At 41.1% G+C, this 24,450-nt stretch carries 22 protein-coding genes; 17 read left to right on the forward strand and 5 right to left on the reverse strand.

What is annotated here, in order from left to right; genetic code table 11:
• Window positions 1-46: 46 nt before the first annotated feature.
• Window positions 47-979: a DUF368 domain-containing protein gene (locus tag AB4153_RS12925; protein WP_102529760.1), complete on the reverse strand. Its 933-nt coding sequence runs from the start codon at window positions 977-979 to the stop codon at window positions 47-49.
• A 296-nt stretch (window positions 980-1,275) separates the two neighbouring features.
• Here AB4153_RS12925 and AB4153_RS12930 point away from each other — a divergent pair, with 296 nt between their 5' ends.
• From AB4153_RS12930 to AB4153_RS12950, 5 genes are all read left to right on the forward strand, one after another.
• Window positions 1,276-1,752 (forward strand): hotdog fold domain-containing protein, encoded by a 477-nt coding sequence (locus AB4153_RS12930; RefSeq protein WP_102529761.1) that lies wholly within the window; start codon window positions 1,276-1,278, stop codon window positions 1,750-1,752.
• A 102-nt stretch (window positions 1,753-1,854) separates the two neighbouring features.
• Window positions 1,855-3,126 (forward strand): DUF418 domain-containing protein, encoded by a 1,272-nt coding sequence (locus AB4153_RS12935; RefSeq protein ID WP_371997700.1) that lies wholly within the window; start codon window positions 1,855-1,857, stop codon window positions 3,124-3,126.
• A 20-nt stretch (window positions 3,127-3,146) separates the two neighbouring features.
• Window positions 3,147-3,761, forward strand: a complete 615-nt coding sequence (locus AB4153_RS12940; RefSeq protein ID WP_371997702.1) for a YceI family protein — start codon at window positions 3,147-3,149, stop codon at window positions 3,759-3,761.
• Window positions 3,762-3,773: 12 nt separating this feature from the next.
• Window positions 3,774-4,112, forward strand: a complete 339-nt coding sequence (locus tag AB4153_RS12945; RefSeq protein WP_102529763.1) for a DUF1294 domain-containing protein — start codon at window positions 3,774-3,776, stop codon at window positions 4,110-4,112.
• A 256-nt stretch (window positions 4,113-4,368) separates the two neighbouring features.
• Window positions 4,369-4,839, forward strand: a complete 471-nt coding sequence (locus AB4153_RS12950; RefSeq protein WP_102529764.1) for an FKBP-type peptidyl-prolyl cis-trans isomerase — start codon at window positions 4,369-4,371, stop codon at window positions 4,837-4,839.
• A 182-nt stretch (window positions 4,840-5,021) separates the two neighbouring features.
• Here AB4153_RS12950 and AB4153_RS12955 read toward each other — a convergent pair whose 3' ends face one another.
• Window positions 5,022-6,239, reverse strand: a complete 1,218-nt coding sequence (locus tag AB4153_RS12955) for a M24 family metallopeptidase (protein ID WP_371997704.1) — start codon at window positions 6,237-6,239, stop codon at window positions 5,022-5,024.
• A 223-nt stretch (window positions 6,240-6,462) separates the two neighbouring features.
• Between AB4153_RS12955 and AB4153_RS12960 the strand changes: the two genes are divergently transcribed.
• From AB4153_RS12960 to AB4153_RS12985, 6 genes are all read left to right on the forward strand, one after another.
• On the forward strand, window positions 6,463-8,247 hold the full coding sequence (locus AB4153_RS12960; protein ID WP_371997706.1) for an aminopeptidase P family protein: 1,785 nt from the start codon (window positions 6,463-6,465) through the stop codon (window positions 8,245-8,247).
• Window positions 8,248-8,654: 407 nt separating this feature from the next.
• Window positions 8,655-9,956, forward strand: coding sequence for a DEAD/DEAH box helicase (locus tag AB4153_RS12965; RefSeq protein ID WP_102529767.1), 1,302 nt, complete (start codon window positions 8,655-8,657; stop codon window positions 9,954-9,956).
• Between the two features lie 365 nt (window positions 9,957-10,321).
• Entirely contained in the window at window positions 10,322-10,957 is a 636-nt protein-coding gene (locus AB4153_RS12970) for a peroxiredoxin-like family protein (RefSeq protein WP_102529768.1), read from the forward strand.
• Between the two features lie 317 nt (window positions 10,958-11,274).
• Window positions 11,275-11,694 carry a VOC family protein gene (locus AB4153_RS12975; RefSeq protein WP_371997708.1) on the forward strand — a complete coding sequence of 140 codons (420 nt, stop codon included), beginning with the start codon at window positions 11,275-11,277 and terminating at the stop codon, window positions 11,692-11,694.
• A 244-nt stretch (window positions 11,695-11,938) separates the two neighbouring features.
• Window positions 11,939-12,586 carry a DUF2913 family protein gene (locus tag AB4153_RS12980; protein ID WP_102529769.1) on the forward strand — a complete coding sequence of 216 codons (648 nt, stop codon included), beginning with the start codon at window positions 11,939-11,941 and terminating at the stop codon, window positions 12,584-12,586.
• Window positions 12,587-12,592: 6 nt separating this feature from the next.
• Window positions 12,593-13,402, forward strand: a complete 810-nt coding sequence (locus AB4153_RS12985; RefSeq protein ID WP_303512381.1) for a regulatory protein RecX — start codon at window positions 12,593-12,595, stop codon at window positions 13,400-13,402.
• 119 nt (window positions 13,403-13,521) lie between these two features.
• Here AB4153_RS12985 and AB4153_RS12990 read toward each other — a convergent pair whose 3' ends face one another.
• Window positions 13,522-14,091: a DsrE family protein gene (locus tag AB4153_RS12990; RefSeq protein WP_371997710.1), complete on the reverse strand. Its 570-nt coding sequence runs from the start codon at window positions 14,089-14,091 to the stop codon at window positions 13,522-13,524.
• A 181-nt stretch (window positions 14,092-14,272) separates the two neighbouring features.
• Between AB4153_RS12990 and AB4153_RS12995 the strand changes: the two genes are divergently transcribed.
• The 3 genes from AB4153_RS12995 to AB4153_RS13005 all read left to right on the forward strand — a co-directional run bounded on the left by AB4153_RS12995 (window position 14,273) and on the right by AB4153_RS13005 (window position 16,521).
• Window positions 14,273-14,539: a DUF2960 domain-containing protein gene (locus tag AB4153_RS12995; protein ID WP_102529772.1), complete on the forward strand. Its 267-nt coding sequence runs from the start codon at window positions 14,273-14,275 to the stop codon at window positions 14,537-14,539.
• Between the two features lie 14 nt (window positions 14,540-14,553).
• Window positions 14,554-15,063 (forward strand): RDD family protein, encoded by a 510-nt coding sequence (locus AB4153_RS13000; protein WP_371997712.1) that lies wholly within the window; start codon window positions 14,554-14,556, stop codon window positions 15,061-15,063.
• A 366-nt stretch (window positions 15,064-15,429) separates the two neighbouring features.
• Window positions 15,430-16,521, forward strand: coding sequence for a GGDEF domain-containing protein (locus AB4153_RS13005; RefSeq protein WP_371997713.1), 1,092 nt, complete (start codon window positions 15,430-15,432; stop codon window positions 16,519-16,521).
• Between the two features lie 267 nt (window positions 16,522-16,788).
• Here AB4153_RS13005 and lptG read toward each other — a convergent pair whose 3' ends face one another.
• Entirely contained in the window at window positions 16,789-17,847 is a 1,059-nt protein-coding gene (lptG, locus tag AB4153_RS13010) for an LPS export ABC transporter permease LptG (protein WP_102529775.1), read from the reverse strand.
• Window positions 17,844-18,962: an LPS export ABC transporter permease LptF gene (gene lptF / locus AB4153_RS13015; RefSeq protein WP_102529776.1), complete on the reverse strand. Its 1,119-nt coding sequence runs from the start codon at window positions 18,960-18,962 to the stop codon at window positions 17,844-17,846. The genes lptG and lptF overlap by 4 nt, the downstream gene beginning before the upstream one ends.
• Before the next feature lie 254 nt (window positions 18,963-19,216).
• On the opposite strand from lptF, the gene pepA reads away from it, so the two are divergent.
• From pepA to AB4153_RS13030, 3 genes are all read left to right on the forward strand, one after another.
• Entirely contained in the window at window positions 19,217-20,725 is a 1,509-nt protein-coding gene (pepA, locus tag AB4153_RS13020; protein WP_102529777.1) for a leucyl aminopeptidase, read from the forward strand.
• 188 nt (window positions 20,726-20,913) lie between these two features.
• Entirely contained in the window at window positions 20,914-21,366 is a 453-nt protein-coding gene (locus AB4153_RS13025) for a DNA polymerase III subunit chi (RefSeq protein ID WP_371997714.1), read from the forward strand.
• Window positions 21,367-21,424: 58 nt separating this feature from the next.
• A complete protein-coding gene (locus AB4153_RS13030) occupies window positions 21,425-24,340 on the forward strand; it encodes a valine--tRNA ligase (protein WP_371997715.1) in 2,916 nt (971 codons plus the stop codon).
• Window positions 24,341-24,450 lie beyond the last annotated feature (110 nt).

A 24,450-nucleotide genomic window follows, 5' to 3' on the forward strand; every position in this document is an offset into this window, starting at 1 on the left:
TCACATGAGTAAGAGTATAAACGACGCTAGAAAGCCTATGAATAGATTAGCTATCGGCCTTTTCTGCGTGGCGTTGTCCAAATATCTCTAAGCCCCAGACGAGTCCAATACCCACCAGCAGACAAATAACGGCTGCGGCAAGCTGTGATGACTCACCTGTTAGTTGCTCAAACTGCATCGGTGATAAGTTTTGCTCGGTAAGCGGTACTTGTTCGCCTTTTGAATTTTCGCGCCAGGTTAATACTTCTTTCCAGGGCCAAATTTTTCCTAAGGTGCCGAGCATTAACCCTGTTAGAAATAGTAATGTCTCATCATGGAATTTACGTAACATGGCAGATAACACATGACTAAAGCTTAATAGCCCAACGACGCATCCCATTGCAAAACATGCCAATAATAGAACATCAAACCCCTTTGCTGCGGCCAATACTGCAGGATATAGCCCTAATAACAACAAAATGAAGCTACCTGAAATACCCGGTAAAATCATCGCGCAAATCGCAATACATCCGGCAAAGAAAAAGTTCAAATATCCGGCATCTAATTCAATGGGATTTAATACAGTAATAAACCAAGCAAAGGCTACACCGAATACAAACAACACGCAGCGCAACAGGTTGATGCTGCTCACTTGCCTTAGCATGTGCACCACTGAAAACAGAATTAAACCAAAGAAAAATGACCAAACTGGTACAGGATGGTTGGTCAATAACCATGAAATCAGCTTAGCGAGGCTGAATATACTGGTGAGAATACCGCCAAAAACAGCCACTAAAAAAGGGCCATTAATGTGCATGAATGCAGCTTTAATGCCTTGCTGTTTTATCACGCCTAATAATGAAGGGTTAATCTTTTTAATCCCGTCTAATAATGGCTCTAAAATCCCAGTAATAAATGCAATCGTGCCACCCGAGACACCAGGAACCACATCTGCGGCGCCCATCGCCATTCCTTTGAAATAATTTAATAGTTGCTGCAAAGCTAATCCTTAGTAAAACACCTGAAATCTAAATTTATCTAACCCTATTTGCGATAAAGGTCGTGATAAAGCCCCAAATTAAGACTGAGATAAAGACTGAGATTTAGCACTTTGCCATTTAGCCAATAACAAAGTGAAAATACCAAACCGAATTATACCTGCAACGGCGCAAGAGACTAATTAATCTTTTTCAATTTACATAGGTTATGTGCAAGTGGTTACAAGGATGTTAAACTCACTGCAAACCAACTCATCAGACCAGATGTAAAAATAATTCTAATAAGACAAGGATTGATATGAGCAGCTCAAAACCCAACCATGTATTAGCTTTATATAACAAGGTAACTAAGTACCCTTTTGGACATAAAATTTTCTCTATTATGGTATCAAGAATGGCGCCATATTTTGCCACGGTAAAACCACTGGTTACCGATCTTACTGTTAACCGATGCTCAGTATTAATTAAAAAACGTAATGCGGTTCATAATCATATTAAAACCGTTCATGTCATCGCCATTTGTAACGGTTTAGAAATGGCAATGGGAGTGATGGCAGAAGCATCAGTGCCTAAACACCTTCGTTGGATCCCAAAAGGCATGTCTGTCGATTATACCGCCAAAGCGGGTAGTGACATTGTGTGCGTTGCTGAAGTCACCCCAGAACAATGGCAAGTCGGAGATTTACTCGTCCCCGTTAACGCCTACGATACTGATGGAAATGTTGTGGTTAAAGGCACGATTAAATTATGGATTTCTGAAAAGCCGCAAAAGTAATTGATATCATAAGGTTGAAAGCTTAACCCTGTATCTTTTTCGATCACAGGCTGTTACGCTTTCAGCACTTTTATCATTAGAAAACACAACAAAAATAAAGATATGAATAGCAAAAAGGATTCTGCAGCTCATATTGGTACCTCACCCAATTCAGCAAGTACCGCAGCAAATACTGTAATAAGTCGTTCGAACTCATCAAGTGCCAACGCCAGCTCAAACAAACGCCCAAATACCATTAACGAAAGCCACGGCAACCGTAATAGCAATATGGATGCACTTAGAGGCATAGCCATATTGGGCATTTTATTCATGAATATCTTTTTTATGAATGACAGTTTTTATGGTTACGCAGCGCATTTACCACAAATAGCATCAGATAGAATTTTAGAAGTGTTCAGTAACTTCTTTCTAGAAGGGCGCTTTTTAAGCCTGTTGTCTATTTTATTTGGCGCAGGATTACTGATTCAGTATCAACGCTTCGAAGCCAATAACTTACCCGCTTATCCGTTCATTAAAAAACGCCTTAAATGGCTCATTGTTTTCGGTCTGATTCACGGCATTTTCATTTGGGGTGGTGATATTCTACTGACTTATGGCATTAGTGCTTTTCTAGCACTTAATTACGTTAACGCAGATATTGAAACCATTAAAAAGCGTGCCAATCAATTTATTTTTGCTGCACTAGTACTTGTGGCTTTATTCTCTCTTGCCATTGAAGAAGAACATTATTTTAGAGGCTCAGAACTGCATCAGCAGCAGCTTTTAGTTTGGTCTGCAGCTTATATTAATGTCGTTTTGCTACAATTAATGCAAGTGGGCTTTATGCTAATGCTCATCCCGCTCACTATCATGTGGTATGCAGGCGGGTTAATGATGTGGGGCATGGTCCTGTATAAGCAAGGCGTATTCGAACATGGCTTGGATAGAAAAGCACTGCTTCAATGTATTATTGTGGCGATATTATTTTCAACCATTGACTCAATTCTAAGCTTTTCATCCAACCCCGTTTTAGTTGAATTATCGACAAGCATGATGATGGTGAGCGCAATAGCAATGGCGTTAGTTTATGTGCATCTTATAGTCAAAATTTGCCAAAACAGTCAACGGGTTTTAGCGCCATTTCAAGCTGTCGGTAAACTTGCATTTAGCTGCTATATTTTTCAATCTCTGATTGGTGTCAGCATTTTTCGTTACGCTATAAGCCATTATGCAAGTGACTTATACATGAGCTTGAATCGAGTAGACTATTTCCTTATCGCAATCATCATAACCCTGTTACAGTTAGTGTTAGCGCCAGTCTATCTACGATTTTTTAACCAAGGCCCGTTAGAAGCCCTGTGGCGCAAACTTGTTATGACAAAGTCCAACACGTGAACGGCAAACCAGGAAGGCCTATGAGTCAATATCTCAAAGCATTATTTGCGGGTATAGCGCTGTTATTATTAAGTAGCTGTGTCAGCTGGGTAGCGCCCAATGTTGAGTCAGATCTGCTTGAGCTGCAACCAGGTGAATATCAACTGGATGAAAACCATGCCGCGCTAATTTTTAAAATTCAGCATTTGGGCTTATCAACTTATGTTGGCCGCTTTAATCAGTTTGACGCTAAACTTAATTTTGATCCTAACGATATGGCAGCTGCGACGCTCAGCGCCGTAGTTGATATAAGCTCGATTGACATCAATAACCCTGACTTAAGCGACACCTTGCAAGAAGATACTTGGTTTCACAGTGCCCAATTCCCTCAAGCTGCATTTGTAAGTCATACCGTTACCCCCATTAATGACACCAGCTTTAATTTCAGTGGTGATTTAACCTTACGCGGCGTGACGAAACCCGTGACCTTCACGGCGACTTTTCATGGCGGCGCAGATAACTGGATGACAGGCAAGTACACTGTCGGTTTTAGTGCTGTAGGCCAAATAAAACGCTCTGATTTTGGCATGAGTAGTTATATACCGATTGTTGGCGATAAGATTGAATTAGAAATTTATGCTGAATTTTTAAAATAAAAAAGCGAGTCAATGATGAAGATTTTCGGCCTGATAAGTTTAGCTACCATGTTAGTCATCGGCTTTATGATATCGATGAACCTTGGCTATTACTTGTTGGCAGTCAATCTGATCAGTGGCTTTATCACATGGCGAGATAAACGCGCGGCAAGTAAACAGAAGTGGCGCATTCAAGAGCAAACACTGCATGGTTTTGCACTTATAGGTGGCTGGCCCGCCGGTATTATTGCGCAAGAGGTGTTCAGACATAAAACCCAGAAAACGCCGTTTAAGTGGATTTATCGCTTAATGATATTAGTTAACTTTTCTTTTGCTTCTTTAATGGCTTATATCACTTTTTTTGCTCAATAATGTCACATCTTGCTCCTAAACCAGTGAGTCAATAAAGCCTAGGTACAACAAATGACGCTTTCGCTTTACCCCGCTTATTTCTATCAGTACCATGCATATCAGGTTCTCAATCAGAATTTTTATCGACTGACTTGCGCATAACTTCCTTGTTACTTACCTATTAAATAACAGGCTTATTAACGTAAAAGTTACTCGAGGTTGAAACGATACCGTTTCAGCTAAAAAACTTACTAAAAAATACATCGGGATTAATACTATGAAAGTCGTTTTGGCTGTATGCGTCATCGCAGGACTCATCTTTTACTTTTTCACTCAATCAAATAATAAAAAAGCTGCCCAAGAAAATATAACGAAAGGCAATGCTTTCTTACTTGAGAACCAAGCAAAAGAAGGCGTAGTAACAACACTTTCTGGCCTACAGTATTTAGTTATGCACAAAGGCGATGGCACAGAACACCCAAAAGCGACTGATACGGTTACAGTGCATTATCACGGCACATTAATTGATGGGACGATTTTCGATAGCTCGGTTGACCGTGGTGAAAGTATTGATTTTCCACTTAACCGTGTAATTCCAGGCTGGACAGAAGGTGTTCAGTTGATGAATGTTGGTGATAAATTTAAGTTCTTTGTTCCGAGCACATTAGCTTACGGCAACCGCGCTGCAGGTAAAATTGAAGGTGGTTCGGTACTGATTTTTGAAGTTGAGTTATTAGCGATTAACTAAGACGAAGCTAAGAATAAGACAGTTAACTCATCTGAATCATAAAAATGCCCTATTGGTTTAATCACCAATAGGGCATTTTTTATTCTGCATTAGCGTTGGTTGTACTTATTAACAACGAGTTCTTGCTCTAGTTCTTACTCTGGTTCTCACTCTGGCTCTCAGTCTGGTTTTAGCGCTTAAACTTACTTAGCTAAATCAAACGGGTCGTCAATAGACTTAGCCGGTGTAGTAAACCAAACAGGGCCAGCATCCGTCATATAAAAATGGTCTTCATGACGTACACCAAACTCTCCTGGTACACACAGCATTGGTTCATTACTAAAACACATACCAGCTTCTAGTGGCGTTTGATCATTTAACACTAAATATGGCCATTCATGAATATCTAAACCAACCCCATGACCTGTACGGTGTGGCAATCCTGGCACATCATACCCTGGACCAAAACCAGCATCGACAATCACCGCTCTGGCAGCTCTATCAACATTGGCACAAGTTTCACCAATTTGGGCTGCTGCGAATGCCGCAAGCTGGGCTTGCTGTTCAAGATCCCACAAACTACGTTGTCGCTCATTGGCTTCACCGAACACATAAGTACGGGTTATGTCAGAGTTATAACCGCCAAGCTGACAACCTGTATCAATCAATACCGTATCATTTTGCTCAAGAGTTTTAGGTGATTTAACCCCATGTGGATACGCTGTATCTTCACCAAATAACACGATGCAAAAATAAGAACCCGCTGGAGCGCCAACACGTTTATGCGCTTCATGGATAAAAGCTTCAACCTCAGCTGTGGTTATCCCTTCATGTAAAATACTTGCAGTGGCCACATGCACAGCAAGTGTCATATCTTTTGCGCGTTGCAGTAAGCCGAGTTCAGCTGCTGACTTAATCATTCTGCAGCCAGCTGTAATACTTTTTGCATTGATATAGTTCAGCTTGTCGTTGGCAAGGCGCATTCCATCGAAAATGAAGAATGCTGTTGATTCATCAATACCCACTTTACCGCTATGAATCCCCATATTGTCGAGCATTTGTGCAAATAAGGCATAAGGGCTTTCATCCTCTTGCCAAGTATTCACTTTGCCTTTAATCGCCATATAGCCTTCAAGGGTATCTAGCTCAAAGGCAGGCGCAATATATTCAACATTACCTACAGCAGGAATAATCGCACCCACCACTCGCTCACTGGCGTACCATTTGGTACCAGTAAAGTAATATAGGTTTGTGCCGGCATTGATATAAATGGCTTCAATGCCTTGTTGCTGCATTAAGCTTTGCGCTTTGGCAATACGTTGTTCGAATTCAGCTAATTCTATATGGGCTACATCAGTAGTCATATCAGATAAGCTAGAGAATGCTTGTTCTTGTGTTTGGGTGCCGACACCAATAGTCATAAATGACTCCATAAAAAGTTAACTGATGATGAGATATTTGCCATAGTGTAAACTGCTAATTTAAAATGTATACAATATAAAGTTACAAATTATATTTAACCGCTTATCAATGATGCAACTATTACGCTGGTAACTTCTTTACTTGCAAATAACCTAACGCAATTGCGATAATCGCCATTCCTCAATAAGACTGAGTCAATCAGCAACCTCCAATGGAGCTATCATGTCAGAGAAAATCAATCAGCGGCTTGACGCTATTCGTCAGGAACTTACCAAACACAATCTAGATGCATTCATTATTCCTAGAGCTGATGAATACCTTGGGGAATATGTCCCTGAGCGCAACGAGCGCCTATTATGGGCGACTGATTTTACAGGCTCTGCAGGTATGGCTATTGTATTAAAAGACAGCGCCGCTATTTTCATTGATGGTCGTTACACCGTTCAAGTGAAGCAGCAAGTAAGTGCTGAGTTATTTAGTTATGAAAGCTTGTACGACACGCCTCAAGTAGAATGGTTGATTGAACAACTAGGCGCAGGAGCGCGCGTAGGCATTGATAGCCGTTTACACACATTAGCTTGGTACCAACAAGCTGAGCAAAAACTGGTTAAAGCAAATTTAAGTCTAGTAAGCGTTGATGAAAACCCGATTGATGTTCATTGGCAAGATCGCCCAGCACTGTCAAGCGAGCTCATTAGCTTGTTCAGCCACGAAGGCGCAGGCCGAAACAGCATTGAAAAACGTCAGCAAATTGGTGAACTGGTCGCAAAACAAGGCGCTGACATGGCGCTAATTTCAGCATTAGATTCATTTTGCTGGTTATTGAATATTCGTGGCAGCGACGTTCCAAGACTGCCTGTGACTTTAGGTTGTGCATTACTTTCTACCAATGGCGATATGACCTTATTTGCAGATAGCAATAAACTGCCAGCAGGTTTTAGCGAGCATGTAGGTAGTGGCGTTGAGTTTAAAGATGAATCTTTACTGGCTGATGCATTATCACAATTGAATGGTGTGAAGTTACTGGCTGACCCTAATACGGCAAACGCTTGGAGCCAACTCACCGCTAAAAATGCTGGTGCAGTACTCATCGCAGGTTCTGATCCTGTGGCACTCCCAAAAGCACAAAAAAATGCTGCCGAGCTTAATGGCATGCGTGAAAGTCACCTGAGAGACGGCGTTGCAGTCAGTCGTTTCCTTGCTTGGCTTGACCGAAAAGTCGCAGCTAATATCATGCATGATGAAGCTGAACTTGCTGATAAACTTGAATCATTCCGCTTAACTGATCCGCTATATCGTGAACCGAGTTTTGATACTATTTCTGCTACTGGCGGTAACGGCGCAATGTGCCACTACAACCACCTTGACGGCACACCAAGTCAGATGACCATGAACAGCATTTATTTAGTAGATTCTGGCGCGCAATATATCGATGGCACAACGGATGTTACTCGTACTATCGCTATTGGCGATGTCACCGCCGAACAGCAAAAAATGTTCACTTTAGTATTAAAAGGACATATCGCCCTTGATCAAGCTAAATTCCCGAAAGGCACATCAGGTCAACAGCTCGATGGCTTCGCACGTCAGTACTTATGGCAGCATGGCTGTGATTACGACCACGGTACAGGTCATGGTGTTGGTCACTTCCTAAGTGTTCACGAAGGCCCGCAACGTATTGGTAAAAATGTGAATAATGTGGCATTGGTTCCAGGTATGGTGCTGTCAAATGAGCCAGGTTATTACCGCGCAGATGAATTTGGTATCCGTATTGAAAATCTAGTGGCTATCGTGCCATCGAAACTTGCAAATCCTGAAAGAGAAATGATGGAGTTTGATGCATTAACCCTTATTCCAATGGATAAAAGACTGGTTGATAAATCATTACTGAGCGAAGCGGAAGTAAACTGGTTTAATCAATACCATGAATTAGTCTTCGCTAAAATTTCACCTATGATGCAAGGTGATGACTTAACGTGGTTAACTGAAGTGACTCAAGCAATTTAATTTACTGCTTACAATTAGCGTTTAAGAAAGCGTTTAAGAAAGCGTTTATAAAAGCACTTATAAAAAGTGCTTTAACATAATCAAACCAAAAGCTAACTGTAGTAATTTTGCTTAAACTGATAATGCCAAGCTCAATCTGAGCTTGGCATTTTTGTTGATACTAGTTTTAGCCTTAACGCCTACAGCTAGCACATTGCTGATATTTACTAAGCAGTAAGAATTCTATGCGATGCAAGTAATAGGTTTACCGAAAATGCCAACTTCAGCTTAATAGATAATTTAGGAAAGAAATAATCAATTTTTTTTGTTATACTCCGCCGCCGCTTGTTATAGCCGTTATACTTCTATCTACAATCGGCAAACATTTAAACTGTTGAATAACGTGATTACCATAGGAATATACACCGATGAAATTTGAATCTTTTAGCTTCGCCCCAGAAATATTAAGTGCGATCGCTGATTGTGGTTATAAAACTATGACACCTGTTCAACAGCAAGCTATTCCAGCTATTCGCCGTGGTGAAGATGTCCTAGCGAGTGCTCAGACTGGTACAGGTAAAACGGCAGCATTTGCATTACCAATGCTTCAAAAAATGTTTGAAAATCCACGTGAATTACAGCATTCAAATACACGTGCATTGATTTTAACACCGACCCGCGAACTTGCAGCTCAAGTCGCTGAAAACATTAACGACTACAGTAAAAATATTAACATCGAAGTGTTGACCATTTACGGTGGTGTTAAAGTCGCAACCCAAGCGCAAAAGCTTAAACGTGGTGCTGACATTATTGTTGCCACACCAGGTCGTTTATTAGAGCACCTTCTTGCTTGTAACTTAAGCTTATCAAACGTTGAATTTTTAGTACTCGATGAAGCTGACCGTATGTTAGACATGGGTTTTAGCACTGATATTCAAAAAATTCTTCAAGCGGTTAATAAGCAACGTCAAAACTTATTATTCTCAGCAACCTTTTCTACGTCAGTTAAAAAATTGGCTAATGAAATGCTAGAGAAACCAAAGGTGATTACCGCTGACAAGCAAAACACCACAGCAGCAACCGTCAGCCAAGTGGTATACCCCGTTGAGCAGCGTCGCAAACGTGAACTTTTATCAGAGTTAATTGGCACTAAAAATTGGCAACAAGTATTGGTGTTTACCGCAACTCGTGATGCAGCAGATGTGCTAGTAAAAGAATTAAACCTTGATGGTATTCCATCAGCGGTTGTACATGGTGAAAAAGCTCAAGGTAGCCGCCGCCGCGCTTTACGTGAGTTTGTTGAAGGCAAAGTGCGCGTACTGGTTGCAACTGAAGTCGCAGCACGTGGTTTAGATATTCAAAATCTAGGTTACGTCGTAAACTATGACTTACCATTTCTTGCAGAAGATTATGTTCACCGTATTGGTCGTACAGGCCGTGCAGGTAAATCAGGTACTGCAATTTCATTTGTAAGTCGTGAAGAAGAACGTACCTTAGCGGATATCGAAAAGTTAATCGGTCAACCAATTCGCCGTATTACAGTTGCAGGCTATGAAGTCGGCAGCCGTGAAATGCTGCTTAAGCAAATTCAAAAGCGTCGTAGTTTCGCTAAGAAACAACAACGTTCTGACAATGCTGGCGAGCAAGTTGTGGCAGAGCGTAACATGCAAGGTCGCCGCGTGACTGTAGGTAAATCAAGCAGTACAGTTAAATACAAAAAACTGAAGTAATTGCTAAAGTAATAACCTAAGTTGAGTATGATTAAAGGCGCTGATAGCGCCTTTTTTATTGCCTCGAACAAACTAACTAGTAAAGACGTTAAACAGAATAAGTAAATCTAAATTCACTTTTATTCAATCGAGTGAAATAAAAAATGATATGCTCAGGTCTAGTATTAGTCGTTACTGTGAAAATTCATCGATTGCCTTACTTATTTGATAAGCTGGCTTGATAAACTGGCTTGTCAAATTAGTTTGATAAAGCAGATTGATAAGGCACATTGATAAGGATCAGTAACAACATTGAGCACTAGAGCGCAATAAATGCCTCGAAGAGCACGCAACATAGACCCTTTTAATTGAATATGGATTTCAGCATGTTAAAAAATTTGATGTTAGTCGCCGCAGTGGCCTTATTTAGTTTACCTTCAATGGCTAAACCCATTGCCAGTGATGAATACCACGTAATGCCATTGATGAATGGTCAGCAAATTCCTAGTGTTGACTTGCATGATGTTGATGGCAATAAGGTTAACTTAGAAGAGCTAACCGCTAAAAAGCCCACCATATTCTTCTTTTACCGTGGTGGTTGGTGTCCTTTTTGTAATATTCAAATGGGTCAATTAAAAGCCATTGAGCCTAAACTGATTGAAATGGGATTCCAATTAGTCGGTATCTCACCTGATTCACCCGCTAAATTAAAAGCATCAATTAACGACAATGAATTAGATTACTTGTTGTTGTCAGATGAAAAAATGGCTGCTTCACAAGCATTTGGCATCGCATTTTACACCAGTGAAAAAGTCACTTCGATGTATCAAGCAAAGTTAAGCGTTGATAACACGCTTTGGACAACACCAGAAGGTGATAAACGTTTAGTATTGCCAGTTCCTGCTGTTTACGTAGCGGATAAAGCAGGCTTAGTGCATTTTCAATACATTAATCCAAACTACAAAGTGCGTCCTGCACCAGAGTTAATTTTAGCTGCGGCTGAATTGTTACAGAACCAGTAATTTTTTTACTTAAAGGCGATAGTTATCACTATCGCCTTTTTGTTTTTCCAGACTACTGTAAAACAAGTTAAGTTATTCTTTCTAATAAAATATCGAATCAGGTACACATCAACGTCGTAGCGTTTCGCCCAAACTGGATCGCAAAGCGTTATACAGCTCCCTCTCTTGGATTACCCTAGCAGCTCAGGCGATAGTTTATCTGCTGTAGATTTAATCGATGTAATTAAATTTTTTGCTACAATTGGTTCCCGATTCAAGTCGCTTGAATATCAAGTAGCATAATAATGATTAACTGAATGAAAAATGGTGAAAGGCATATGACGCAAACAGTACAGCAGCAAATCGCTAATATTGCGCTCGTGGTTGAAAATTACGATGATGCAATTGCTTTTTATACTCAAAAACTGCAATTCACTTTAGTGGAAGATACTGATCTCGGTGGTGGCAAACGCTGGGTATTGATTAGTCCGCCTAACTCAAATGGTACTAATCTACTGTTAGCTCAAGCCAGTAATGATCAGCAGCTGCAAGCTGTTGGCAATCAAAGCGGCGGTCGAGTCTTTTTATTTTTACAAACGAATGATTTTTGGCGTGACTATGAGCTTATGAAGTCAAAAGGCGTCACCTTCAATGAAACTCCGCGCGTCGAAGAATATGGCACTGTTGTGGTGTTCCAAGACCTATATGGCAACAAATGGGATTTATTACACCTGAGTAAAAGTGACGAACAAAAGTGACGAACAGAACTGATTTATAAAACGGATAAACAAAACTAATAAATAGAATGAGAATAAACGACGATTCAGTAAATCAGCCCACCTTTTATACAATGTTAGCCTTGAGTAAGACTTCCAAGCCAAGTTTGTAGCAGCAATTTAAGTACCTCTGCTACAATACAGCTTATGCAAGTTGTCTAGTCGCAACGCCACATTACAGATGAAGCTTCTGTGATGAAATTATTAATTAAACGGTGTAAAAATAGTGCAAACCCAAACATACAATCAAGCCATTTTAGATGTCGCTGAAGCTGGTATCCAAGCTTTACAAGAGTCTGCTGAAAAACAAAAAGCGAAGCGAACTCCCGCTCAAGAAAGCCACTTTTTATGTGCATGGTTAGTTGAATCTTTTCGCGTAAAACGCTTTTCTAAATTGGTTGCCGATGATCTATCAGCTTGGATAAGAATGGCACGTAGCCAAGGTGCTGGCGCCATGTTGCCGCAATTATTTGAGCGTATTGCCAAACAATACCGCGCAGTTGAAAAACCAGAGTTAACTCAGCAGCAAGCTATTGGGCAGCTACTTACTGAACTTGAAAGTGATGATTGGTTTGTTATTTCTGACAGTGCTTTCTCTGATGATAGTGGCACCAAACTCAAATTAGCAGGCAATGGCCAATCCAGCTTAGTGGTATGTGAGCTTCAACTGGAAAGCCACTTTGAAGACGACAAGCTGGTTAAGTCATTACCGATTTATGTCCGTGGTGATGAAAATCATTTTGCTGAAAGAGCTTTAGCGAAAGGCTTATTAGTCAGCCAAGGTAATAAGAAAACTAGCTTAATCAAACATCATAAGACTTATTTGATTGCACCAAACAATCAACTTAAGCAACTGTGCTTGTTAATTAAGTAAAGCGCTATGCAACGCCAACCGCTTCGGCAAGCTAAAACAATTGATAATGTTTTCAATAGTGCTTATTGGCATCTTAGCCAGCAGGATTTCACGATTAGTGAAATCCGCACTAAGCTTGAGCGGAAAACTGACAATCAGCAATGGATTGAGACGGTACTGACCACATTAATTGAAAATGGTTACTTGAAAGACAATCATCATTTTGCTGTGCGTTATTGCGAGTTGGCTTTTAGCGATGATATTGGCAAAGGCGCGATTAAACGTAAGCTGCAACTACGTGGTATTTTAGCTGCTGAAATTGAATTAGCCCTTGAGCAAGTCATGGATGCTCTGCAGGTCGATAGCTTTGCTATGGCAACATCAAGACTGCTGAATAAATTTGAACATTTTCATGGCACGACCAAAGAGAAAGTTTACTCACAGATGACCACTAAAGGCTTCTCTAGAGCGGAAATAGATCACGCCCTATCAGAGCATCCTCAGCAAGCCACCCTGCGTAGCAAATTAGCGGTAAAAGCTGACAAAGTCGATTTAACCACTGAAATTATCAAGTTATATAATAAAGGCAAAGGCGAAACTCTTATCCTACAAGAGCTCAAACAAAGACTGATTGATGTCAGCGAGTTTGAGAATATTATTTACCAACTAAGCCTTAGCGAAGATATAGACTTTTATAAGAGCTGCCGCGAGCAGTTGGCTAGAAAACGCTATGATTTATCAGACTATAAAGGTAAATCAAAAGCCTATGCTTACTTAATGCGCAAAGGCTTTGGCAGTGATGAGATAAAAGAAGCGCTCAATCCTAGCGAGGATTAAATTAAAAAAGGCTAACTCAAGCAAGCAGTATTTCTAACTCAGTAAGCAGAGCCCAAATGAAAGTAAGCAGAGCCCTAACAAAGCAAACTGCTCCTTATCGACAGTCAGCATTTTCAGACTTAAAACGGATTTAAGCTATAACCTTGTTGCGCTAATATTGCATGAGCTGTCATTGCCGATAAAGCCATATCCACACCTGGCAGTAATGCATCCTTGTCTAAACCATAATACGCAGCGCTTTGACCACAAATATAAATTTTTACACCATATTTCACCAATTGATTCACTAATGCTTTGTTGGCGTTAGTCAGTTCTTTATTACTTGAATGCTGACTTTGATAAAAACTATCATTTGCTAAATCGGCAACTGAAGCACCGTGTACGACCATAGCTAACTGTATATTCTCAGCTTTAACCCCCACAGCTTCATGCATATTGATAAATCTGGCTAAGGTGTTTAAATTGCGATTAACCTCATTAGGTTTAGCGGCTTTACTCATATCAAACGCGACTTTGAATTGCATATCCTTTGGGATAACAAGCTGTGAATCGATTGCAGCAATTTGACCGTAACCTTTTATCGCGGTGCCATCTTTAAATGCTTCCATACCTGCATAAGCAGAAGTTGAAAAGCTATTTAACCCCAAACAACAAAGTAACAAGGCGGCTAACGTTATCAATCTAGACATTCATTTTCCTTTTTAATGATGATTATTATTGTCACGCAAGTTCTGAGCTATCTTGCACCTAAAGCTTTCGTTATAATAGCCAAAAAAATGCCCATATGTCAGCATCTGAAATGTTGCAGGTATTTTTAGCCGTATGAGTTTATTTCCACTCATACTACTGTTTGCGATTTTAGGAGTTTCCATGGCCCGCCAAGTCATTTATACCTTTAAAGGTAAAACCAAAGTTATCCCATTTAGCTATGACGTTCATCACGATTTATATGAAGCAGCAGCCGAAGCTGAAGGCATCGATTTAACTGGCTTTTTAGCAATGGAACAGCAAGTGGCAATGACGTCAAAAAAAGGCGCGAAAGCTGAAAAGGAATTCCGTAAGACTGAGTTTGCTCGATTCGGGTTTACCAGTATCAAATTTGTCCGAGAAGAAGACGAAGACACACCTGCCAGCTAATTCAAAGGGTTTACATGATTAATTCAGAACACGCTAACTTTCCCAGAGCTAGTTTTATAAAGCGTTGCGGCGCAATGATTTATGATGCTTTACTTGCCGTAGCCGTATATATGGTTGCTGGTGTGATTGGATTTGGACTCTTTTTTGGATTAACCAGCACAGGTGTGATTGGCATGAATGGCCATGAACACGTTTCTGACTTGCTTAATAAAACCCCACTTTATCAAGGTTTCTATCAGCTTTGGTTAGTCATATGTGTTGCTGGATTTTATGCCATATTTTGGAGTCGCGGTGGTCAAACTCTGGGAATGAGAGCATGGCGCTTAAAAGTGCAGCATCCTAATGGGCAAAACTTAAGTTTCATTACTGCTATTGCTCGTGTTGTTTGGTCTTTTGCAGGTATTGGTAACTTATTTATTCTTATCAACCCTGACAAATTAGCCCTGCAGGATAAAATGACTCGCTCGGAAGTCGTAGTATTATCCCTTGAAGCGAATCAAATGCGTAACTGGCGCGGTGCTTAATCAAGGTTAAAGTCAGTATTGTTCGCTTCATTAAAAATGAAGCAATTAATCATATCCATAAAGCCAATTGCTCATTCAGTTGGCTTTTTTATTACCTAAAACTCTACCTTTACTGTTATATCTGTCCCAGTTTGAGCCTTATCGATAACCAATAACATGTTTCATTACTTAGTCCATTAAACAGACTATTGATTAGCATACGAATGTTACTTGGCGTAATCGATTTACTGGAGTATCTTAAGAAGATAATGAGATTAATAGATACAGCGTATCAATGAGTAGTATTGCGCGATTTCATTTAAGCTTATAAAAGGAACATTTTGGGCGTAAAGGGATGAACATAAGACTTTGAATAGCCTCATTGCGATGAAACAATTACTTTTAAGTTATCTGAACCGTGGTACAGAGCTTTATGATGATCCTGAAAAACGTCATAAAATTCTAATTATCAATTGGTTCGGCACCGTTGGCTTTTCTATTACCTTCATATTGGGCATCAATGCTTACCTAGAAAACAATATCTCTCTGGCAATCACGCTATTACTGTCGAGTATTTTATTTTTCCTCTCGTTACAAAATCATTGGCTGTTCCTAAAACAATATCGTTTTGAAACGTCTAGCACCCTAATTCAGTTAAGCTTAATCACCTTAATGTTATATCTAGTCTATAGCGGTGGTTCGAATAACACTGGGCCGTTATGGGTATTCCTAGTCCCGCCTGTAATGATGTTTTTTGGGGGATTAAAAGGCGGATTAAGAAATACCTTAGGCTTTATACTCTGTTACTGCGTGATAATGTTTTACCCTGACGATCAATTGCTGCAAGCCAGTTATTCCTATGAATTCAAAACGCGTGTGCTGTATTCCCTGATGACACTGACGTTTTTGGCAGGATATTATGAGTACTCCCGTCACCAATCTTTTTTACATGTAAAGCAGCTCAGCGAAAAGTTTGAACAACAGGCACGCCGAGATCATTTAACCAATATTCCCAATCGTCGTGCGATGATGGAACAGCTCAGTTATGAATACGCTCGAGTAGTTAGAAACAACAACACGATGAGCATATTATTGATTGATGTAGACTATTTTAAACATGTGAATGACCAATACGGCCACAAATATGGTGATGAAGTATTGGTTAAATTAGCAAAGCTATTTGAAGGCACGTTACGAAAACAGGACATGATTTCACGCTGGGGCGGAGAAGAGTTTTTAATCTTGTTACCTCTCACTCCTCTTAATGATGCTTATGCAGTTGCTGAAAAAGTTCGCCTAACCATTAAAAACCATCCAATTGAGTACGAAAATACCACCATTCCTATCACGGTCAGTATTGGCATTGGCAGCGCTGATAAAGACCACACTGTAGATTCAGCAATTACCCGCGCTGATGAGCATCTATATCAAGCTAAAGAAGGCGGTAGAAACTGTGTTTACCCCAAAATGGCCTGTTAAAATTACACACTCACTTTAGCTATAACCTTAGCTCAGGCTTCTAGCTATATATAACTAGAAGTCTGAGCTAACAGCCTCAATTCCCTTTATGCAGTCTCTCACAAACGTTAAATGAGTCATTAGCATTCAATGGCTAATAGCTATCAATAATATGTCTGAGTATTAGGTATGAACAATAAGAAAAATAAATAGTAGACACAAAAAAACTAGCCATTGACTCATAAATATGCTCAGGCTGGTTTTAATATTTAAAGTAAAATCAGATAATTACTTCCTAATGAAGTATAACGCCCCCGCGCTAAACAATACTGCAGGCATACTGGCACTAATATAAGCAGGTAGTCCGTACACAATACTCAACGGGCCGAATATTTCGCTACAGATATAAAAGCTAAATCCAGCAACCACACCCAATAATACTCGGGCGCCCATTGTTACCGTTCTTAATGGGCCGAATACGAATGACAATGCAACTAATATCATCACAGCTACGGTAATCGGCTGCATAACCTTACGCCAAAGTGCGAGTTCGTAACGACTGGGATCTTGCTGGTTCACTTTTAAATATTCTAAATAACCAATCAAACCTTGAATACTTAATGCTTCAGGTTTCACCGACACCACACTTAACTTATCAGGCGTTAACGTTGAATTCCAAACCCGCTCTTCCTGGTACTCTAAGGTGATTTGGTCTTCAGTAATATGAGTGTTTTTTACATCCATTAAACGCCAAACACCATTAGCAAAATGCGCCCGCATTGCTTGGGTCATGGTTTTCAGCTTTAAATCGTCACCAAACTCGTAAAAGGTGATGTTATTGAGGGTATTGATGGTTTCTACTTCACCAATATTAACGAATAAGTCACCGTCCCGAGCCCACACCCCTCGGTGAGATTTAATTAAACTACCGCCAGAGACTTTAGTGGCTTGCAACTCTTTAGCGCTCCGCTCTGCAACGGGTGCGCCCCACTCGCCCAATGCCATCACGATGATCATCAGCGGAATAGCGGTTTTCATCGCTGAAATAGTAATTTGTAAACGCGACATGCCTGATGCTTGCATCACCACAAGTTCTGAATTGGACGCTAACATGCCCATGCCGATTAACGCACCTAACAGCACTGCAATAGGAAAGAACATTTCAATATCACGTGGGATAAGAAAGATGACATAAATGACCGCATCCAGCATGGTATATGCACCGCGGCCAACAACACGCAATTGGTCAACCCATTTAATAATGCCCGACAAACCTGTCAAGATAAGTAGACACAAAGCTGATGTACTGATGATAACGCGTGCAATATAGAGATCTAATATTTTCATACTGCCTCCTGCTTATGCTTACGTTTAAATACCTGCAATATTTTCGCACCGTTTGGACGCTCTTTACCGAGCAAGAACAAGCCCATCACCAGCGCCGAGCCATGGATCCACCACATACCCAAGGCTAATGGAATCACTTCGTCCTCTAGGGCTTTACGTCCAGCAACCATTAAGCCGAAATAACCCAGATACAATAAAATAGCAGGGAACATCTTGGCAAATTTACCTTGTCTCACATTAACTCGAGCAAGTGGTACTGCAATCAATGTCATTAAAGGGATCGCAAGAGGCAGTGCTAATCGCCACTGGAATTCAGCCACAGCTTCAGGCCCAGGGGTTGTTAAAAGCTCATTGACTGGTAATGCGGACAGTTTACGTCGCCTTTCATCCACTTCTTGCTCTTTAATTTCCATCCGGTAACCACCAAATTCAATCATTTGGTAATCAAGATGATGAGCACTACCTTGATATCGGACGCCATTATCCAGTTGCAATTGTTGGCTACCAAAGCGGTCCTCAACAACACGACCTTGCTCGGAGACCACCACATTGGTTAGGCCTTCTTCATCTTCCGGATCGGGGAGTTGCGCTACAAATACATTTTGTAACTCATTGGATTTAGAAATTTTTTCGACAAATAATACGGCGCGGCCATTAGGGCTTGCTTGAAAGCGCCCTTGGACAATCGCAGCTAAGCCTGCTTCAGACTGGGCTTGCTCAAGTACTTGGTTTTGTTTCTCTTCGGCCCACGGGCCAACATAGAGTGACAAAATACCGGTAAACACTAGGTTTGCCACAGCAATAAGCAAAGTCACCCGAGTCACATACCATTCACTGATCCCAACGCCATGGAGAACCACCATTTCGTTTTCGGCATACATTCGCCCGTGCGCCAGCAATATCGCTAAGAAAAAACTCAGCGGCAGTACTAACACCGTCAGTTGCGGTAAATTCAGGCCTAACAATGTCAGTACTAACGTTGCAGGAAATTCACCATTTGAGGCATCCCCTAATACACGCACAAATTGCTGGCTAATAAAAATAGTTAACAGCACCAAAAGTATCGCAAATTGGGCTTTTAAAACTTCAACGATCAAGTATCTAAATACAATCACAGGTAGGATCCACTGTCTAAACTTGTCTTTTTGCTGGTATCAGAGTAAGTTCACTATAAAATGTCTGCTTTTAGCAGTTATTGATAGTTTTCTGACCAGCTCGTGAGCTTCCTTAAGTGTAATTCATTTAGCTGCATAGCAGGAAATTACCAAGGATTTATTTCCTTAAAGGTTTGTAAATATGGCCAAACAGGCCTAATTAAAACATTATCTAATAAATATAAAAATTTGTCTTTAATAATCTAGGAGTGCTCATGGAGTTTAGCGTAAAGAGCGGCAGCCCCGAGAAACAACGTTCAGCTTGTATCGTTGTCGGTGTATACGAACCTCGTCGTTTGTCTGGTATCGCGGAGCAATTGGATAAAATCAGTGAAGGTTACATCAGTAACCTACTTCGACGTGGTGATTTAGAAGGCAAACCAGGACAGATGCTTTTGTTGCATCATGTACCTAACGTACTCAGTGAGCGCGTTTTGTTAGTCGGTTGTGGCAAAGAGCGTGAACTTGATGAACGCCAATACAAACAAATCATCACCAAAACGATTAACACTTTAAACGAAACAGGTTCAATGGAAGCAGTGTGCTTTTTAACTGAACTACACGTTAAAGGTCGCGACACTTATTGGAAAGTACGCCAAGCTGTTGAAACAACTTATAACAGTTTATATAGCTTCGATACTTTAAAAACCCGTAAAGGCGAGACGCGTCGTCCGTTACGTAAAATGGTATTCAATGTACCAACTCGTCGTGAATTAACCATTGGCGAACGTGCAATTGAACACGGTATGGCTGTTGCTGCCGGTATGGACTTATGTCGTGATGTTGCGAACATGCCACCAAATATCTGTAACCCAGCATATTTAGCATCTCAAGCTCGTCAAATCGGCGAAGTGCATGACAACTTAACCGTGACTACCATTGGCGAAGAGCAAATGGCAAAACTAGGTATGAACTCATACTTAGCTGTTGGCCGCGCGAGTGCCAATGAATCAATCATGACAGTGATGGAATACAAAGGCGCAGTTGATGAAACTGAAAAGCCTATTGTGTTAGTCGGTAAAGGCTTAACCTTCGATTCAGGCGGAATTTCATTAAAACCTGGCGATGGCATGGATGAGATGAAATACGACATGGGCGGCGCTGCAGGTGTTATCGGCGTAATGAAAGCCTTATGTGAAATGAACTTGCCTATCAACGTTATCGGTATTCTTGCGGGTTGTGAAAACATGCCTGCAGGTGATGCTTACCGTCCTGGCGATATTCTTACTACTATGTCTGGTCAAACCGTTGAAGTATTAAATACCGATGCTGAAGGCCGTTTAGTATTATGTGATGTGCTGACCTATGTTGAACGCTTCGACCCTGAATTAGTGATTGATACTGCGACCTTAACTGGCGCTTGTGTTATCGCATTAGGTAAACATGCATCTGGTTTATTCTCGTCTCATAACCCATTAGCTCACGAGCTATTAAATGCGGGTGAACAATCAGGTGACCGCGCGTGGCGTATGCCGATTTGGGATGAGTATCAAGAAATGCTTGAAAGCCCATTTGCTGATATGACTAACTTAGGTGGTCGTCCAGCGGGTTCAATTACAGCAGCATGTTTCTTATCTCGTTTTACTAAGAAATATAACTGGGCACATCTTGATGTTGCAGGTACAGCTTGGAACAGCGGTGCAAATAAAGGCTCAACTGGTCGCCCAGTACCAATCTTAAGCCAATTCCTTATTAATCGTGCAGGTGTTGACCAAGGCGAATAAGCCTTATTGACACAAGCCGATAGATTGAGCTTGATAAGAAAAGGTGAAGAAGCAATTCTTCACCTTTTTTGTTTTTCTAAATGAATTAAAAATCACATCTAAATGTTAATTTAACCTCTGTCCGCCCTAGCCCCATGAGTTGCTTTTAGTGTAAAATCCGTCTTTACTTCGTCAAATATAGTAAAAGCATGCCAAAGACTCTGTTTTACTTAATGCCCGCTATCAATACACAGCCCAGCGCTATTGAAAGTGTATTTTTAGCCGCTTGCCAATTGGCAGAAAAGCATTACCGTCAGCAGCAATTCATTTATATTCATTGCCAAGACAAACAGCAGGCGTACGCTATTGACGAATTACTTTGGCAATTTGAGCCAACGGCATTTGTTCCCCACAATTTAAAAGGGGAAGGACCAGTAACAGGTTCCCCTGTCGAGATTGGATTTGATAAATTAGGCGCCAACAAAAGTCGTCACTTACTGATCAATCTTGCAGACCAAGTGCCATCATTTGCGGTTAATTTCCCGCATATTATCGATTTTGTTGCTAATGATGATGCGCTTAAACAGATTGCCCGTGCTCGCTACCGTGATTACAAGCAATTAGGCATTGAACTCACAACAACTGAGTTCACTGGCGTTTAAGTCAGTTGATTCGTTAACAATACCAACTATTAATTTAGATTGAGAAAACAAAAATCCCATGGAAAAAACATATAACCCGCAGTCAATAGAGCAATCTCTTTACCAAAACTGGGAAGAGCAAGGCTACTTCAAACCACATGGCGATGAGTCAAAAGGTAATTATTGCATCATGATCCCGCCACCAAATGTGACGGGTAGTTTGCACATGGGTCATGCATTTCAAGACACCATCATGGATACGTTGACGCGTTACCAACGCATGAAGGGCAAAAACACCCTTTGGCAAGTGGGAACCGACCACGCAGGTATCGCCACCCAAATGCTGGTTGAGCGTAAGGTCTTTGCTGAAGAAGGTTTAGGTCGTCATGACTTAGGACGTGATAACTTCATCGAGCGCATCTGGGATTGGAAAAACGAATCTGGTGGCACCATCACCAAGCAGCTACGTCGTTTAGGCGCATCTGTTGATTGGGAGCGTGAGCGTTTCACAATGGATGAAGGCATGTCAGAAGCGGTACAAGAAGTGTTTGTACGCTTATATGATGACGAATTGATTTACCGTGGTAAGCGCCTAGTTAACTGGGATCCAAAGCTACACACCGCAATTTCTGATCTCGAAGTTGAGAACAAAGAAAAGCAAGGCAGCATGTGGCATTTCCGCTACCCGCTTGCTGATGGCGCATTAACTAGCGATGGTAAAGACTACTTAGAAGTGGCTACAACACGTCCAGAAACCATGTTAGGTGATAGTGCTGTTGCGGTTCACCCTGATGACGAACGTTACCAGTCATTGATTGGTAAATTCATCTTACTGCCTATCGTAAACCGCCTTATACCAATCGTCGCTGATGATTATGTTGATATAGAGTTTGGTACGGGTTGTGTGAAGATTACCCCTGCTCATGACTTTAACGATTACGAAGTCGGTAAGCGTCACGCATTGCCAATGTTCAACATCTTAACGATTAATGCTGACATTCGTAGCTCAGCTGAAGTGGTTAATACTGATGGCACAGCAAACAACGAATTAGATAACAGCTTACCTGAGCGTTACGCAGGTTTAGAGCGTTTTGCTGCACGTAAAGCGATTGTTGAAGAGTTTGATACCCTAGGCCTGTTGGGCAAAATAGACCCACATGGACTAAAAGTGCCATACGGCGATCGCTCAGGTGTGGTCATTGAGCCATTACTGACAGACCAATGGTATGTGTCAGTTGCACCAATGGCTAAAACAGCCATGGAAGCTGTTGATAATGGCGACATTAAGTTCGTTCCTCAGCAATACGAGAACATGTACAACTCTTGGATGCGTGATATTCAAGACTGGTGTATTTCACGCCAACTTTGGTGGGGTCACCGTATCCCAGCATGGTACGACGAGTCAGGTAAAGTCTATGTAGGACGTGACGAAGCAGAAGTTCGCGCTAAACATAATCTTGATGAATCAGTAGTACTGCGCCAAGACAACGATGTATTAGATACATGGTTTAGCTCAGCGTTATGGACATTCTCAACCTTAGGCTGGCCGAAAAACACTGAAGAGCTAAAAGCATTCCACCCAACAGATGTGTTGGTTACTGGTTTTGATATTATCTTCTTCTGGGTTGCCCGCATGATCATGATGACCATGCATTTCATTAAAGATGAAAACGGCAAGCCACAAGTGCCTTTCAAAACGGTTTACGTCACAGGTCTTATCCGTGATGAAGCCGGTAATAAAATGTCTAAGTCTAAAGGTAACGTCCTTGATCCATTAGATATGATTGATGGCATTGACTTAGAATCATTAGTTGAAAAGCGTACTGGCAACATGATGCAGCCTAAAATGGCCGCCAAAATTGAGAAAAGTACTCGTAAAGAATTCAGCGAAGGCATCGAAGCACATGGTACTGATGCACTGCGCTTTACGCTTGCGTCTATGGCATCGACTGGCCGTGATATCAACTGGGACATGAAACGTCTTGATGGTTACCGTAGCTTCTGTAACAAGATCTGGAATGCATCACGTTACGTGTTAATGAACACTGAAGTGCAAACTGAAGGTGCTGATGAAGACGCTATTGGTGAAGCATTAGATTGTGGTCAATTGCTTGTTAATGGCAAGCCTGGTGAAATGGAACTGTCGCTTGCTGACCGTTGGATTATTGGTTTGTTTAATCAAACCGTTAAAGCCTACGACGATCATATGGCTAACTACCGCTTTGACTTAGCTGCTAACACTATTTATGAGTTCACTTGGAACCAATTCTGTGACTGGTACTTAGAGCTAACTAAACCTGTGATGCAAAGTGGCAACGAAGCGCAGCTTCGTGGTACTCGCCATACATTAGTCACAGTGTTAGAGAAAATGCAGCGCTTAATGCACCCAATGATGCCATACCTTACAGAAACCATCTGGCAACGTGTTAAACCACTTGCTGGCGTTGAAGGTGACACGTTAATGGTAGCCGAGTTCCCTGAGTTTGATGCAGCTAAAGTTGATGCACAAGCGATGGAAGATTTAGAGTGGGTTAAGCAGGTCATTTCTGCAGTACGTAATATTCGTGCAGAGCTTAACATTGCCCCTTCTAAACCACTCAATGCTCTACTGCGTGGTGTAAGTGAACAGGATAAAGCTCGCCTTGAAGCCAACCAAACGTTCTTCAAGACTTTGGCTAAACTAGATACTATGGCCATCTTAGCAGACGGTGAAACTGCGCCAATGTCGACGACACAGCTAGTAGGCGACATGGAGTTATTAATCCCAATGGCTGGTTTGATTGATGTGGCTAAAGAAGTCGCCCGTATCGACAAACTACTTGAAAAAGCCGCTGGTGAGTTTAAACGTATCGAAGGCAAGTTATCTAACCAAGGTTTTGTGGCGAAAGCACCTGCTGCCGTTATTGAGAAAGAACGTGCTAAGCAAGCAGAGTATCAACGCGATATTGAAAAGCTAACTGAACAGAAAGCTGAATTAGCGAAATTAGAAAGCTAATTAACGGCATAAAAACTGAGATAAAAAGGCTATCAACCAATGTTATTACTAGTGGTTGATAGCCTTTTTTTGTTCTAAACCTGGGTTTAACTAAAACCTAAAACCTAAAA

Source organism: Shewanella sp. 10N.286.52.E4, from assembly GCF_041468785.1.
GTDB classification, from domain to species: Bacteria; Pseudomonadota; Gammaproteobacteria; order Enterobacterales; family Shewanellaceae; genus Shewanella; species Shewanella electrodiphila.